Here is a 14,716-nt window from a genome sequence, read left to right as displayed (position 1 = left end):
CGCCCGGCAAAGCGGCCCTGACCCACCTGCGCGACGACGGCACTGCCGTCATGGTGGATGTTTCGCACAAGGCCGTGACCACCCGCCAGGCCACGGCCGTCGGCACTGTGCACACCACGGCGGAGGTGATGGCGCTGCTGGGCTCCGGCGGCCTGCCCAAGGGCGATGCCCTGGCCGTGGCCCGGGTGGCGGGGATCATGGCGGCGAAGAAGACCCCGGAACTCGTTGCCCTGTGCCACCCCCTGCCGTTGTCGAAGGTCACGGTGGACTTTGAATTGGGCGCCGGTGCCGTGACGGTGCTGGCCACCGTGAAGACCTTGGGCGTGACGGGGGTGGAAATGGAGGCGCTGACGGCCGTTTCCGTGGCGTCCTTGAATGTGTACGACATGATCAAGGCCGTGGACAAGCACGCAGTCATCTCAGGCATTCAGGTGCTGGCGAAGTCCGGGGGCAAAAGCGGGGACTGGGCCGTGGACCCCGCGGGCGGGCATGGTGCAGCACCGGCGCCGGCCCCGGAACGGGGCACGGCATGAGCGCTTCGGTCCCCGGGCGCCCGCCGGGCGGGGCGGCAGTGGTCATCGCCTCCACCCGGGCTGCGCAGGGGATTTATGCCGATTTGACCGGGGACGTCATTGTCCAGTGGCTGCGCGGCCACGGCTTTGCCGTGCATGCCCCCGTGGTGGTCCCGGACGGTGCCGCCGTGGGCGCAGCCCTGCGGACCGCGCTGGAGCAACGGCAGGCGCTGGTCATCACCAGCGGCGGAACGGGGCTGAGCCCGGATGACCAGACCCCTGAAATGACGCGGCCGCTGCTGGACCGTGAAATCCCCGGCATCATGGAAGCCCTCCGCGCCGCCGGACTGGCCAAGACACCCATGGCCGCCCTGAGCCGCGGCCACGCGGGCCTGGCCGGGGGCACCATCATCATTAATCTGCCCGGATCGCCGTCGGCGGTCAGGGACGGCCTGCAGGTTCTGGACCCCATCATCAAGCACCTGTGCGAACAGGCCGGAGGCCGCCATGGGCACTAATGTCCAGGTGGTGGCGGCCTTGTTGAGCCCTGAAACCATCAGCGTTGACATGGCCCTGGCGGCGGTGGACTCCAGCGCGGCCGGTGCCGTGGTGAGTTTTGCCGGCATAGTGCGCAACCACGACGGCGGCCAGCCGGTGCTGCGGCTGAGCTACAGCGCCCACCCGCTGGCATCCCGGGTGCTGCGGGCGGTGGTGGAGCAGCTTGCCGGGGACATCCGCGACCCGGACGGCCACCCCGTGCGCGTGTGGGTGGCCCACCGGGTGGGGCCCCTTGAGGTGGGCGAAGCGGCCCTGGTCTGCGCCGTGTCCTCCTCCCACCGGGCCGAAGCCTTTGAACTGTGCTCCGCCCTGGTCGAACGGATCAAGGCCGAGGTGCCGATTTGGAAGGAGCAGTTCTTTTCCGACGGCAGCGTCGAGTGGGTGGGTGCCGGCGCCGTACCCCAAGAGCTGCCCGGAGCCATCGGCGGGCTGGAAAACCAGTAGGCTAAAAGGCATGAGTGAAAAGCTGAGGGTCGCCGTTTTGGGCGCCAAGGGACGAATGGGAACGGCCGCCACCGCGGCCCTTGACGCCGCGGATGACCTGGAGCTGGTCGCCGCGCTGGGGCGCCACGATTCCCTGGACATTTTGATCCAACGGCAGGTGGACGTGGTGGTTGACCTCACGGTTCCCGACGCCACCGAAGCAAACGTCCACTTTGCCCTCCGCCACGGCATGCACGCGGTGGTGGGCACCACCGGCTGGGACGCGTCCCGGCTGGCGGCGCTGGCGGAACTTTTGACGCACACGCCCAAATCCGGGGTGCTCATAGCCCCCAACTTCGCCCTCGGCTCCGTGCTGGCCACACGTTTCGCCGCCCAGGCCGCACGCTACTTTGAATCAGTGGAAATTGTGGAACTGCACCACCCGCGCAAGGTGGACGCGCCTTCCGGCACGGCCCTGCGCACCGCGGAACTGCTCGCCGCCGCCCGCCAGGACGCCGGCGTGCCCGCAGCCCCGGACGCCACCGAGGGCGGGCTCGACGGCGCCCGCGGAGCCAACGTCCACGGCATCCCCGTGCACAGCGTCCGCCTGGCCGGCCTCGTGGCCCACCAGGAAGTGCTGCTGGGCAGCCACGGGGAGGCCCTGACCATCCGCCACGACTCCTTCAACCACGAATCCTTCATGCCCGGGGTGCTGCTGGGCGTGCGGACAGTCACCGGCAGGCCCGGACTCACGGTGGGCCTGGACGGCTACCTTGACCTGGAGGGCTGAGGGGATGTCAACTGCCGCAGGCAAGGACAGAAAGTTCTCCAAAACCAAGCTGTGGGTGGCCCTGATCACCTTGTTGCTGGTGTTTTACCTGGTGGTCATGATGCAGCGTGCCGTGCTGCTGCTCGGCGATGCGGACCCGGTGGCGAAGCTTTTGGGTGCCGCGTACCTGCTCATTCCCCTGGTGGCGGCCTGGGCCCTGGTCAGCGAGCTGCTCTTTGGTGCCAGAACCGAAAAGATGGCAGGGATCCTGGCGTCCGAGGGCGGCCTGCCCGTCGATGACCTGCCACGGACCCCCGGCGGGCGGATCGTACGCGCCGCCGCCGATGCGGCCTTTGAGAAGTACAAGGTGGAGGCCGAAGCGGCGCCCCAGGACTGGCGTTCCTGGTTCCGGCTCTCCTGCGCCTACGACGCGGCAGGTGACCGCAGCCGGGCCCGCAAGGCCATGCGCGACGCCGTCGCACTGTTCCGCGCCGGCGGCTGAGCCGATGCCCGTGGCCACGAACCCCCGCGACGGGGTGGAACTGCGCTGGGACGCGGTGGGGGAGGGCACACCCCTGCTGCTGGTCCACGGCAGCGCCCTGAGCAAGGCCATTTGGCGCGGCTTTGGCTACACCCGCGCCTTCCAGCACAGCCACCGCGTGATCACCATGGACCTGCGCGGCCACGGCCGCAGCGGCAAACCCCACCACGCCGCCAGCTACACCATGGACACGCTGGCCGCGGACGTCCTGGCCGTGCTGGACGCGGCGCAGGCTCCGGTGGTGCATTACGGCGGCTATTCGGTGGGGGCCAGGCTGGGGTTCGCCCTCGCTGCGGCGGCACCGGAGCGGATCCGCTCCTTCACTTCCCTCGGCGGCAGCTACCGGATTGAGCCCGGCAGCCTGGCGGCCTTGTTTTTCCCCGGGTACGACCAGGCGCTGGCAAGCGGGGGGATGCCCGCCTTTGTGGCCGGCTGGGAGGCCCGGCTGGGGCAGGCGCTCGACGGCAACACCCGGGCGGCGTTTTTGGCCAATGACGCCGCCGCCCTGCGCGCCTACATGGCCCAGACACAAAGCGATCCGGCCGTGTCCGAGGACGCCCTGGCCAGGATGGACGTGCCGGCGCTGCTGATGGCAGGTTCGCGGGACCTGCGCTGCTGGGAAGACTCGCGCCGTGCCGCAGCCATCATGCCCCGGGCCCGGTTTGTGGCACTGCCCGGCCGCAGCCACGGCAGCACCCTGGTGCCGCCGGAGCCGGTGTTGGCCCGGTGGCTGCCGTTTCTGCAGCGGTGTGAGACGTGAGTTGACGGCGGCCGGCGGGCACCGGGCACCCGCGGTTGCAAAAATTGCGCCAACAACGGGTAACGTTTTAAGCATGTCTGCCACTGAACTTTCCCCCCGCCCCTTTGGAACCCTGACCCCTGCAATGGTCACGCCCTTCACTGCCGACGGGGCAGTGGACTACCAGGCCGCGGGGGAACTGGCCAATAAACTCGTCGATGACGGCTGCGACGGCATCTTGGTGACCGGGACCACGGGGGAAACCTCCACCTTGACGGATGCGGAAAACCTTGGCATGTTTGCCGCCGTGGTGGATGCCGTGGGCGGGCGGGCACGCGTCATTGCCGGCACCGGAACCAATGACACGGCCCACTCCATCAGCCTGTCCCAACGGGCGGCCAAGCTGGACATTGACGGTCTGCTGATTGTCACCCCGTACTACAACAAGCCCAGCCAGGCAGGCATTGCCGCCCACTTCGAGGCCATTGCGGACTCCACCGGGCTGCCGGTGATGCTCTATGACATTCCCGGCCGCGCCGGTGTGCCCATCAGCACCGAGACCATCATCCGCCTCGCCGACCATCCGCGCATTGTGGCCCTGAAGGACGCCAAGGCCGACTTCGCTGCAACCACCCGCGTCATGGCCAATACGGATCTGGACGTCTATTCCGGCGACGACGGATTGACGCTGCCGCTGATGGCAGCCGGTGCCGTGGGCCTGGTCAGTGTCAGTGCCCACGTCGCGGCGCCGGCATTCCGGGCCCTCATTGACGCCGCAGCCGCCGGTGACTTTGCCGCCGCCCGCCGCATCCACTTTGAACTTGACCCCATCATCCGCGCCACCATGGGCCACGTGCAGGGGGCAGTTGCCGTGAAACAAATCCTCAACTGGCAGGGCGTGCTGTCCAACCCGGCTGTGCGCCTGCCGCTGGTGGAGGCCGGGGAGGCCGAGCTTGCCCTGATCCGGGCCGATCTGGCGGAAGCTGGCCTGGACTTCTCCGCATGACCTTTGACGCGGCATCCGGTCTGCGCACGCCTGTGCCGCTGGCCCCTGGCACCCTGCGCATTGTGCCGCTGGGCGGCATTGGTGAAATTGGCCGCAACATGACGGTTTTTGAAATTGACCGGAAGCTGCTGATCGTGGACTGCGGGGTCCTGTTCCCGGAAGAGGACCAGCCCGGCGTCGACGTCATCCTGCCGGACTTCTCCTACCTGGCGCACCGGCTCCAGGACGTGGTGGGGGTGGTCCTCACCCACGGCCACGAGGACCACATTGGGGCCGTGCCCTATTTGCTGCGGCTGCGCCCGGAGCTGCCGCTGATAGGCTCGCGCCTGACCTTGGCGCTGGTGGAGGCGAAACTGGCCGAGCACGGCATCGCCCCGGTGCTGCGCACCGTTACCGAGGGCCAGGTGGCGCAGCTGGGCCCCTTCGAGTGTGAATTTGTGGCAGTGAACCACTCGATTCCGGACGCGCTGGCCGTCTTCCTGCGCACTGCCGCCGGCACGGTGCTCCACACGGGCGACTTTAAAATGGATCAGCTGCCCCTTGACGGCCGCCTCACCGACCTGCGCCACCTGGCCCGCCTGGGCGAGGAAGGGGTGGACCTTTTCCTCGTCGACTCCACCAACGCCGACGTTCCCGGTTTCACCACCAGCGAGTCCGAGATCGGGCCCACCCTGGAGGCCTTGTTTGCCAAAGCCGGGCGCCGCATCATTGTGGCCAGCTTTTCCTCCCACATCCACCGCGTCCAGCAGGTCCTCAACGCCGCGGCCGCCCACGGGCGCAAGGTGGCGTATGTGGGCCGCTCCATGGTGCGCAACATGGAGATTGCGGACCGGCTGGGCTACCTGCACGTGCCCGGGGGCGTGGTGGTGGATGTGAAGGACGCCGCCGGGCTGCCCGATGAGCAGCTGGTGCTCATGAGCACCGGTTCGCAGGGCGAGCCCATGGCCGCGCTGTCCCGCATGGCCACCGGCGCGCACAAGATTTCCGTAGGTCCCCAAGACACGGTCATTTTGGCTTCCTCCCTGATCCCGGGGAATGAAAACGCGGTCTATAAAATCATCAACGGCTTGCTCAAGCGCGGCGCCCAGGTCATTCACAAGGGCACGGCCAAGGTCCATGTCTCCGGCCATGCGGCAGCCGGGGAACTCCTGTACTGCTACAACATCCTCAAGCCCCGCAATGTCATGCCCGTCCACGGCGAGACCCGGCACCTGCTGGCAAACGCCGAACTTGCCATGGCCTCGGGGGTGCCTGCCGAACGGGTGATCCTCAGCGAGGACGGCTCGGTCATTGATCTTGCCGGCGGCGTGGCCCGGATCACCGGGCAGGTGGAATGCGCGCTGGTGTACGTTGACGGGCAAAGCGTGGGCCAAGTCACCGAGGACGACCTCAAGGACCGGCGGGTGCTCGCCGGGGAGGGCTTCATTTCCGTCATCACGGTGGTCAACCGCGCCACGGGCCAAATCGTCACCGGTCCCGACATCCACGCCCGCGGGGTGGCCGAGGGGGAGGACGTTTTCAACCAAATACTGCCGCCCGTCGCCGCTGCCCTGCAGGAGGCCCTCGTGGCCAACCCCGGGCACACCACCGGCCAGCTGCAGCAGGTGGTCCGCCGCGTGGTGGGCACCTGGGCCAACCGCACCCTGCGCCGCAAACCCATGATCATCCCGGTGGTGTTGGAGGCCTAGGGCCGGCCCCCGCAGCGGGCGCCGCGGGCCTGCAGCTTCGCCGGTGCGCTCCACCACGGCCGCTTGGGACGGCAAATCCGCCCATTAGGGCGGCCCGGGCGGTACCGTTGAAGCATGGCGACTCGTACTTCTCCCGCCCGTCAGTCCGCCAGTCAAAAGGGCGCCGCCACCGCGCGCGCCCCCAAGACTGCCAAGCTGCCGGCCCCGCGCACTAAATCCGCCCCGGTGGCGCCGGAGCCGGTGCTTGTTTGGCCTGCCCGCATGGCGGTGGCCTTTTGGCAGGGGTTGGCGCACCTGGTGGGCGCAGCCGTGCGGCGCATGGGCACCGATAAAAGCCACATGCCCGCCCAGGAGCGCCGCGACGGCGCCGGGCTGCTTTTTATTGCCTTGGCCTTTGTCATTGCCACCTTCCAGTGGTGGGGTCTGAGCGGCCCCGCCGCCGATGCCGTGCAGGGCGTGGTGCAGGGAACCTTTGGCTGGTTTGCGGCGCTGCTGCCGCCCATGCTGCTGGTGTTCTCCGTTTTGGTCTTCCGCCAGCCCAGCAACATGTCCAGCAACAACCGGGTGGCACTGGGCTTTGCCATCATGACGCTGGCCGGCTGCTCCCTGGCCCATGTGGCTGCCGGCAACCCCAACATATCCGACGGTTTTGCCGGCCTCAGCGTGGCCGGCGGCATGGTGGGTGCCCTCAGCGGCAGCCTGGTGGCCAAACTTGGCACCGTGGTGGCCATGCTGTTCTTCTCCCTCATGGCCTTCGCCAGTGTGCTGGTGCTCAGCAACACGCCCGTGCGCCACATTCCCAGCCGGCTGCGCGGCATTTACGAGCAGCTCATGGGTGCCCCCGGCACACAGGCGGCCCCCCTGGACCAGGACTCCCCGCAGGACCATGACCAAAGCTACCTGTACGGGGAGCCGGCCCCGGCGAAAAAGCCCCGCAGCCTGCGGGCCCGGCAAAAGGCGGCCCGTGAGGAGGCCGCCCGGGAGGCGCTTGAGTATGAGGACGGGCCGGGAACCGAGGCCTTCGCCACCCCGCTCGTGGAGTTGGACGACGACGGCACGCCCCTGGCGGCGTCGAACGCCCCCGCGCTGCGTCCCGGAACCCGCCGGCCCACCCGCGATGAACTGGCGGCTGACAAAATCAAGGCCCGGCAGGGGCTGCCCACCACCGTCTACGACGACGAGGCCGCAGGGGGGCAGGAAGCCGCCACGGAGGCCATTGGTGTGGTGACCCCCCACATGCTGGGCGCCGCGGCCAGGAGCCTGGCTGTGGCCCGGAACATTCCGGCCCCGCCCATGACCCCGCCGCCGCCCATCCCGGCCCGCTCGGAGCAGCTGCAGCTCTCCGGGGACGTGACCTACACCCTGCCGGATTCGGAGTACCTGCCCGCCGGTCCGCCCGGCAAGGACGCCACGGCCGCCAATGATTCAGTGGTGGCCGCACTGACCGACACCCTGCAGCAGTTCAATGTGGATGCCGCAGTGACGGGCTTCAGCCGCGGCCCCACCGTGACGCGCTATGAAATTGAGCTGGCGCCCGGAACGAAGGTGGAGCGGGTCACGGCCCTGAGCAAGAACATCTCCTACGCCGTGGCGTCCTCGGATGTGCGCATCCTCAGCCCCATTCCCGGCAAGAGCGCCATTGGCATTGAAATTCCCAATGCCGACAAGGAGATTGTGGTCCTGGGGGACGTGCTGCGTTCGGCCAACGCCCGACGCACCGAGCACCCCATGGTCATGGGCGTGGGCAAGGACGTCGAAGGCGGCTTCGTGGTGGCGAACCTGGCCAAGATGCCGCACCTTTTGGTGGCAGGCGCCACGGGAGCCGGCAAGTCCTCCTTTGTGAACTCCATGATTGTTTCGATCCTGATGCGCGCCACCCCGGACGAGGTGCGCATGGTCATGGTGGACCCCAAACGGGTGGAATTGACCGCCTACGAAGGCGTGCCGCACCTGATCACCCCCATCATCACCAACCCGAAGAAGGCCGCCGAGGCGCTGCAATGGGTGGTGCGGGAAATGGACACCCGCTATGACGATCTGGCCAACTTTGGCTTCAAGCACATTGATGAATTCAACAAGGCCGTGAAGGCCGGCAGCGTGCACCCGCCGGTGGATTCCAAGCGGGTCATGAAGCCGTATCCCTATTTGCTGGTCATTGTGGACGAGCTGGCCGACCTGATGATGGTGGCCCCGCGCGATGTGGAGGATTCCATTGTCCGCATCACCCAGCTGGCCCGTGCCGCCGGCATCCACCTGGTGCTGGCCACCCAGCGCCCCTCCGTGGATGTGGTCACGGGCCTGATCAAGGCCAATGTGCCCTCACGCATGGCGTTTGCCACCTCCTCCGTCACGGATTCGCGCGTGGTCCTGGACCAGCCCGGGGCCGAGAAGCTGCTGGGCCAGGGCGACGCCCTGTTTTTGCCGATGGGCAAGTCCAAGCCGGTGCGTGTGCAGGGCGCCTGGGTGACGGAAGCTGAAATCAAGGCGGTGGTGGATCACGTCAAGGGCCAGCTCAAGGCCAGCTACCGGGACGATGTGGCGGCCGAGGCGCCCAAGAAGGTCCTCGAGGATGACATTGGCGATGACATGGATGTGTTGTTGCAGGCCACGGAGCTGGTGGTCACCACGCAATTCGGTTCCACCTCCATGCTCCAACGCAAGCTGCGGGTGGGGTTTGCCAAGGCCGGGCGTTTGATGGACCTGCTCGAGTCCCGCGGCGTGGTGGGTCCCTCGGAGGGTTCCAAGGCCCGCGATGTGCTGGTCAAGCCTGACGACCTGGCCGAAACACTGGCCGCGATCCGGGGCGACGGAGCGGCGCCGGCGGGCCCCGGTGCCGCCCCTGCCGCGGGCGCGCCGGCTGCCCCCGCCTTCGATCCCCTCACCGAGGCGCTGGCCGAAAACGCCAATGCCAACCACGGCTGGGGCGGTGACGCGGTGGCCGAGGACCTGGCCGCCCGTCCCGAAGCCGTGCAGTACCACGACGACGACGACGATGCCGGCGGTGAGGACGCATGGTCGTTGACCGGACGCTAGGGCGGACGCCGGGCTGTGCAGCTGCGGGCCATTTTGCCGCTAGCCTAGAAAAGTGAGTGAAATGGTGGCGCCGCGCCCGTCCAATTGGAACCTGCCCAACGCCCTGACGCTTTTGCGCATTGTGCTGGTCCCCTTCTTCATCTGGTCCTTCCTTGCCGACGGCGGCGCGTACGGCCCGCTGCGCTGGCTGGCGGTGGCCCTCTTTGTGGTGGCCATCTACACCGACAAGCTCGACGGCGACATTGCCCGTGCGCGCGGCATTGTCACCAACTTCGGCAAGATCGCCGATCCCATAGCGGACAAGCTGCTCATTGGTTCGGCCTTGATTCTGCTCTCGGCCGTGGGCGAACTCTGGTGGTGGGTGACCATCCTGATGCTGGTGCGCGAGGTGGGCATTACACTGATGCGCTTTGTGGTGATCCGCTACGGCGTGATGGCCGCTTCCAAGGGAGGGAAGTTGAAAACCGTGCTGCAGACGCTGGCCATCTTTGTGTTCCTGCTGCCCGTCACCCCGGCCCTGCCCTGGCTGTCGGTGGTGGCGCTGGCTCTGATGCTGCTGGCGCTGGCCGTCACGCTGGTCACGGGTGCTGACTATGTCATCAAGGCCGTGGCGCTGCGCAATGCCGGAGTGGCTGCACGCCGGACCCAGGAAAGTTGAGGAACCATCATGTGGGCTGAACCTGCCTTGGCCGCCCTTGTCGCGGCCGCCGTCGAAGCCAACATCACCGTTTCAGTGGCCGAATCGTTGACAGCCGGCATGGTCTCGGCGAGCCTGGCCCAGGTGCCCGGCGCCTCGGGCATGCTCCAGGGCGGCGTGGTGGCCTATCAGAATTCAGTCAAGGCCCAACTGCTGGGGGTCCCGGCGGAACTGCTGCGCACCCGGGGCGCAGTGGATCCGGCCGTTGCCTCCGCCATGGCTTTGGGCGTGTGCAACGCCGTCGGCTCCAGGGTGGGCATCTCGACCACCGGTGTGGCCGGCCCGGAACCGCACCAGGGCAAGCAGGTGGGCACCGTCTTCATTGGCGTCGCCCTGGACGGCGAGGCGCAGGCCTACGAATACCATTTTGGCGGCGACCGGGAAATGATCCGTCTGCAGGCCGCGCAGGAGGCCATCTCGCTGCTGGAGCAGGTCATAAAAGCCGCCGGGGAACAAAACTTGTAGCGAGTTAGTTAGTCATAGTGAACGCAAAGTGCTTCCATCCCTTTAGGATGGGAACACCAAGCGGGCAAGGCTGCTCCGGGATGAAGGCATTTTCCGGACAATGGGCCGTTCCGACAGTGATTGAACGAGGAGTAAGGCGAAATCCGATGGTGAAACAACCCGTATCCGTAAACGGCGTAGTGCGCTGGCGGGATGTGGGTTTGGCAGACGAACAACCCCATCAGCCCAAGGAGCGCAAAATGGTGGTGCTCCGTCACGAAATTGGTGATGTTCTTCGTGATGTTCGTCAACGTCAAGGCCGCACGCTCCGCGAAGTCTCCCACAATGCACGTGTCTCACTGGGTTATTTGAGTGAGGTGGAACGTGGGCAGAAGGAAGCTTCTTCAGAACTGCTCTCCTCCATCTGCTCGGCCCTGGATGTACCGTTGTCGCTCATGCTCCGTGAGGTGAGCGACCGTCTGGCCGTCGCCGAAGGCGTGGCCGTCCCGGACACGGTTCCGCATGAATTCTCAGCCCGCTATGGCCGTGACATTTCAGTGGAGCTCTCCGATGAACTAAACAAGGGCTTAATGTCCAACGCCTTCTAACTTCCGCTCCAGGGGTGTGTTCCCCGGGCATGCACGGGTCCCGTTGTGACAAGGGGGCCCGTGCATTTTTTAATCCTGCACCGGCCGCCGAAGGCGCGTCCCCGGGCGGGCGTGCGAGAATAAACAAGTGCGAACCAGTGAATTTTGGCGATTGATGGACGATGAGTTCAGCCCCTCCTATTCCCGGGTGTTGGCCCGCGGGCTGGTGCTGACGGGCGTGGGCGGGAACACCGCCAGCGATGCGTTGCGCGCGGGATACGACCCCAAGGAGATTTGGCTGGAGGTCTGCCGGGTCCAGGACGTGCCGCCGGAGCGGTGGTTGGGACGTGACATTGCCCCCAAGGGCTAGCCGCCGCGCGGTTGCCAATTTAATGGTTCGAATATTTGTTCGATCCGTACTATACTTTGACTGATGGTCCAAGCAGGCGGTCAAGGAAGTTCTCCACAGTTTCCCCCTGGCAGTGCCGCAGCCGGCGACTTTGTCAGACCCTTGAACTAGCGTTTGAGGTAGCAAGTAAAGCAACACCGACAATTGCCGCGTCACAGCCGCCCGCATCCGGGCGATGGCTGGAAACGGCACAATGGAAAGACCGAGGTGAACCATGGCCGCTCCCGCAGACCGTGAAAAAGCGCTGGCAGCAGCACTGGCGCAAATTGACAAGCAGTTCGGCAAAGGCTCAGTCATGCGCCTGGGTGACGACATCCGGGCCCCCATCGAAGTAATCCCCACCGGCTCCATTGCCCTGGATGTGGCCCTGGGCATAGGTGGCCTGCCCCGCGGCCGCGTGGTGGAGATTTATGGACCTGAGTCCTCCGGCAAGACCACCCTGGCCCTGCACGCAGTGGCCAGCGCCCAGAAGCTGGGCGGCCTTGCGGCCTTTATCGATGCCGAGCACGCCTTGGATCCCGACTACGCGGGCAAGCTGGGCGTGGACGTTGACGCCCTGCTGGTCTCCCAGCCCGACACCGGCGAGCAGGCCCTGGAAATCATGGACATGCTCATTGGTTCCGGCTCCTTGGACGTCATTGTCATTGACTCCGTTGCAGCGCTTGTGCCGCGTGCGGAAATTGAAGGTGACATGGGTGACTCCCACGTGGGCCTGCAGGCACGTCTGATGAGCCAGGCGCTGCGCAAGATCACGGGCCGGTTGAGCCAGACCAAGACCACAGCCATCTTCATCAACCAGCTGCGTGAAAAGATCGGCGTGTTCTTCGGCAGCCCCGAAACAACCACCGGTGGCAAGGCGCTGAAGTTCTACGCCTCCGTCCGCATTGATGTGCGCCGCATTCAGACGCTGAAGGAGGGTGCGGATGCCGTAGGTAACCGCACCAAGGCAAAGGTGGTCAAAAACAAGATGGCGCCGCCGTTCAAGATTGCTGAGTTCGACATCATTTACGGTGTTGGCATTTCCCGTGAAGGCGGCATCATCGACATGGGTGTGGAGCACGGCATCATCCGCAAGTCCGGTTCCTGGTACACCTACGACGGGGACCAGCTGGGTCAGGGCATGGAGAATTCACGCCGTTTCCTGAAGGACAATCCGGAGCTGGCCGAAGAGCTCGAACGCCTCATCAAGGAAAAACTGGGAGTCGGGGCAGCTCCTGAGGAGGCGAGCGAGGAAGCGCCCAAGCTCAAGACCGTCGACGGCTTCTGAGGCGGCCGGCATGAGATCGGGACGGCCGGCACCGGAACTGGACCCTGACGCGAACCCGGCGGCAGTGGCACGCTCCATTGTGCTGGCACAGCTCACCCATGCGCCCAAGAGCCGCCACCAGCTGGAGCAGAAACTCAGCGAGCGCCACATCCCCGCGGATGTGGCGCAGGCGGTCCTGGACCGGTTTGAGCTGGTCAAGCTGGTGGACGATGCCGAATTTGCCCAGGAATGGGTCAGGACCCGCTCGCTGTACAAGTCCCTGGCCCGCGGGGCGCTCCGACGGGAACTGGCCGAGAAGGGCATTGCCGCTGAGGTGGCGGAGGCAGCCCTTGAACAAGTCAGCGACGACCTTGAACGTGCGCAGGCCCAAGAACTGGTGGAGCGCAAGATCCGCCCGGCCATGGACCTCACCGACCGGGCCGAGCGGGACAAATACACGCGCCGCTGGGTGGCCATGCTGGCGCGCAAGGGCTTCAACCCCTCCCTGGCCTATGGCATTGTGGCTGAAGTGATCGACCAGCAGGCCGGCAGCAGCTGACAGATCCGAAGCCGGGCCCGTTTCAACCGGGCGGTGCGCTGCGCCCGGGCGGGACAATGCACCCTCAGCTGACAAAAAACGCTATGCTGGCGGCATATGCGCACGCAACGACCGTCCCTTCGCCATCTCCCGGCCCTCACTGCCGGTCTGCTGCTGTGCGCCGCCCTGGCGGGCCCGCCCGCGGCAGCCCTGGAGGAGCCGCCGTCGGGCTTTCCGTCCTGGAGCGACGTGGAACGGGCCAAGGGGGACGCCGGCGCCACGGCGGCCGGCGTGGAGAAGATCACGGCACTTTTGAACTCCCTGGACAACGATGCCGAGAAATTGGGCACCGCGGCTGTTGCCGCCGGTGCCGACTATGCGCTGACCGAGGCAAAGCTTGTTGCCGCCACCGCCGAGGTGGAGCTGCTCAATGCCCAGACGCGACAGGCCGCCGATGCGGCCGCAGGCCATAAAAAGGAGGCCGTGGCCGCCGCCGTGCAAAACTACAAGGCCGGCGGTGCCGGTCTGGGAGTCTTTACGGCAGTTGCTGCGCTGGAGTCTCCGGAGAACATCAATGCCATGTTCCTGCTGCAGCAGTTGGGGGAGCAGGCAGCTCTCAAGCAGTCCCGCGCCACCGAAGCCATGACAGCCTCTGCGGCGCTGGAGGAAAGCCGAGGGAAGGCGCTGGCCGCGCAAACGGAATTGACGCTGGCCGCCCAGGCCGGCCGTGATGCAGCCGTCGCCGCGCAGCAGGCAGTGACGGGGCAGTTGGCCGCCCAACAAAAACAAAGCTCCACCCTGCTCGCCCAGTTCGCGGTGCTGAACAACACCTCGGCGGCCGTGGAGGCCCAGTACCGTGCGGGCAAGGAAGCCATCGCGGCCTACAACCAGGGACAGGAAGCCAAGCGCCGGGCGGCCGAGGAGAACGCCCGCCGGGCCGTCGAACCAGCGGCACCGGTGGCTGCGGCCACCGCCGCTCCCAAACCCGGGACAGCTGCGCCCGTGGCGCCCGTGCTGCCCAACCCGGCCCCCGCCCCTGCCCCGGTGGACCCCGCCCCCGGCGGCGGCTACATCCCCGTGGATGTGCTGCTGCCCAACATTCCCGGAGGCGCCGTCAATGACCCTGCCGGTGCAAAAAACCATGCCCAGTCACGGCTGCCGGCTTACGGCTGGGCCGCCGGTGAGTTCTCCTGCCTGAACCAGCTCTGGGAGCGCGAATCAAATTGGCGGACCAATGCCACCAATCCGTACAGCGGGGCATATGGCATTGCCCAGGCCCTGCCGCCCAGCAAATATGCCGTGGCGGGAAGTGACTGGCTCAGCAACTACCGCACCCAAATTGAGTGGGGCTTGGGTTACATTCAAAACCGTTACGGTTCGCCCTGCGGGGCCTGGCAGCACTCCCAAAGCGTGGGCTGGTACTGACGCCGGCTGGGTTTTGCGTCCCGTCCGTCGGCGTGTTGCCCCCGTCCCGGGCCATGCTGTGCGGCCAGGGGCCAAACAGGTCTTAAGCTTGTTGGGTGAGC

16 protein-coding genes are annotated in these 14,716 nt (G+C 66.6%); all 16 read left to right on the top strand.

From position 1 onward, the window contains the following. Positions 1–17 precede the first annotated feature (17 nt). The 16 genes from moaC (at position 18) to ACFUCV_RS00255 (ending at position 14,615) form a co-directional block, all read left to right on the top strand. Positions 18–533 carry a cyclic pyranopterin monophosphate synthase MoaC gene (moaC, locus tag ACFUCV_RS00330; RefSeq protein WP_380811440.1) on the top strand — a complete coding sequence of 172 codons (516 nt, stop codon included), beginning with the start codon at positions 18–20 and terminating at the stop codon, positions 531–533. Continuing rightward, positions 530–1,030 (top strand): molybdenum cofactor biosynthesis protein B, encoded by a 501-nt coding sequence (locus ACFUCV_RS00325; RefSeq protein WP_380810785.1) that lies wholly within the window; start codon positions 530–532, stop codon positions 1,028–1,030. The genes moaC and ACFUCV_RS00325 overlap by 4 nt, the downstream gene beginning before the upstream one ends. 49 nt (positions 1,031–1,079) lie before the next feature. Then, positions 1,080–1,514, top strand: a complete 435-nt coding sequence (locus ACFUCV_RS00320; RefSeq protein ID WP_380811438.1) for a molybdenum cofactor biosynthesis protein MoaE — start codon at positions 1,080–1,082, stop codon at positions 1,512–1,514. 10 nt (positions 1,515–1,524) lie between these two features. Next, the gene (gene dapB / locus ACFUCV_RS00315) at positions 1,525–2,283 is read left to right on the top strand and encodes a 4-hydroxy-tetrahydrodipicolinate reductase (RefSeq protein ID WP_380810783.1); all 759 of its coding nucleotides are present in this window, start codon (positions 1,525–1,527) and stop codon (positions 2,281–2,283) included. A 4-nt stretch (positions 2,284–2,287) separates the two neighbouring features. After that, positions 2,288–2,764, top strand: coding sequence for a hypothetical protein (locus tag ACFUCV_RS00310; RefSeq protein ID WP_380810781.1), 477 nt, complete (start codon positions 2,288–2,290; stop codon positions 2,762–2,764). A 4-nt stretch (positions 2,765–2,768) separates the two neighbouring features. Continuing rightward, on the top strand, positions 2,769–3,563 hold the full coding sequence (locus ACFUCV_RS00305; RefSeq protein ID WP_380810779.1) for an alpha/beta fold hydrolase: 795 nt from the start codon (positions 2,769–2,771) through the stop codon (positions 3,561–3,563). Positions 3,564–3,636: 73 nt separating this feature from the next. Next, positions 3,637–4,548, top strand: coding sequence for a 4-hydroxy-tetrahydrodipicolinate synthase (gene dapA / locus ACFUCV_RS00300; protein ID WP_380810777.1), 912 nt, complete (start codon positions 3,637–3,639; stop codon positions 4,546–4,548). Then, entirely contained in the window at positions 4,545–6,236 is a 1,692-nt protein-coding gene (locus ACFUCV_RS00295; protein ID WP_380810775.1) for a ribonuclease J, read from the top strand. The genes dapA and ACFUCV_RS00295 overlap by 4 nt, the downstream gene beginning before the upstream one ends. 114 nt (positions 6,237–6,350) lie before the next feature. Continuing rightward, positions 6,351–9,269: a DNA translocase FtsK 4TM domain-containing protein gene (locus ACFUCV_RS00290; RefSeq protein WP_380810773.1), complete on the top strand. Its 2,919-nt coding sequence runs from the start codon at positions 6,351–6,353 to the stop codon at positions 9,267–9,269. A gap of 61 nt (positions 9,270–9,330) precedes the next feature. Beyond that, on the top strand, positions 9,331–9,927 hold the full coding sequence (pgsA, locus tag ACFUCV_RS00285) for a CDP-diacylglycerol--glycerol-3-phosphate 3-phosphatidyltransferase (protein ID WP_380811436.1): 597 nt from the start codon (positions 9,331–9,333) through the stop codon (positions 9,925–9,927). 9 nt (positions 9,928–9,936) lie between these two features. Continuing rightward, a complete protein-coding gene (locus ACFUCV_RS00280; RefSeq protein WP_380810771.1) occupies positions 9,937–10,431 on the top strand; it encodes a CinA family protein in 495 nt (164 codons plus the stop codon). A 146-nt stretch (positions 10,432–10,577) separates the two neighbouring features. Continuing rightward, positions 10,578–11,018, top strand: a complete 441-nt coding sequence (locus tag ACFUCV_RS00275) for a helix-turn-helix domain-containing protein (protein WP_380810769.1) — start codon at positions 10,578–10,580, stop codon at positions 11,016–11,018. 127 nt (positions 11,019–11,145) lie between these two features. Next, entirely contained in the window at positions 11,146–11,367 is a 222-nt protein-coding gene (locus tag ACFUCV_RS00270; protein WP_380810767.1) for a DUF3046 domain-containing protein, read from the top strand. A 253-nt stretch (positions 11,368–11,620) separates the two neighbouring features. Further along, positions 11,621–12,673 carry a recombinase RecA gene (gene recA / locus ACFUCV_RS00265; RefSeq protein ID WP_380810765.1) on the top strand — a complete coding sequence of 351 codons (1,053 nt, stop codon included), beginning with the start codon at positions 11,621–11,623 and terminating at the stop codon, positions 12,671–12,673. A gap of 10 nt (positions 12,674–12,683) precedes the next feature. Beyond that, positions 12,684–13,211, top strand: a complete 528-nt coding sequence (locus ACFUCV_RS00260) for a regulatory protein RecX (protein WP_380810763.1) — start codon at positions 12,684–12,686, stop codon at positions 13,209–13,211. Positions 13,212–13,307: 96 nt separating this feature from the next. Then, on the top strand, positions 13,308–14,615 hold the full coding sequence (locus ACFUCV_RS00255; RefSeq protein ID WP_380810761.1) for a lytic transglycosylase domain-containing protein: 1,308 nt from the start codon (positions 13,308–13,310) through the stop codon (positions 14,613–14,615). The last annotated feature ends 101 nt before the right edge of the window (positions 14,616–14,716 follow it).

Origin of the sequence: Specibacter sp. NPDC057265 (assembly GCF_042668835.1) — a bacterium.
Taxonomy (GTDB): domain Bacteria; phylum Actinomycetota; class Actinomycetes; order Actinomycetales; family Micrococcaceae; genus Specibacter.
This window is presented reverse-complemented; position numbering and strand designations above follow the sequence as displayed.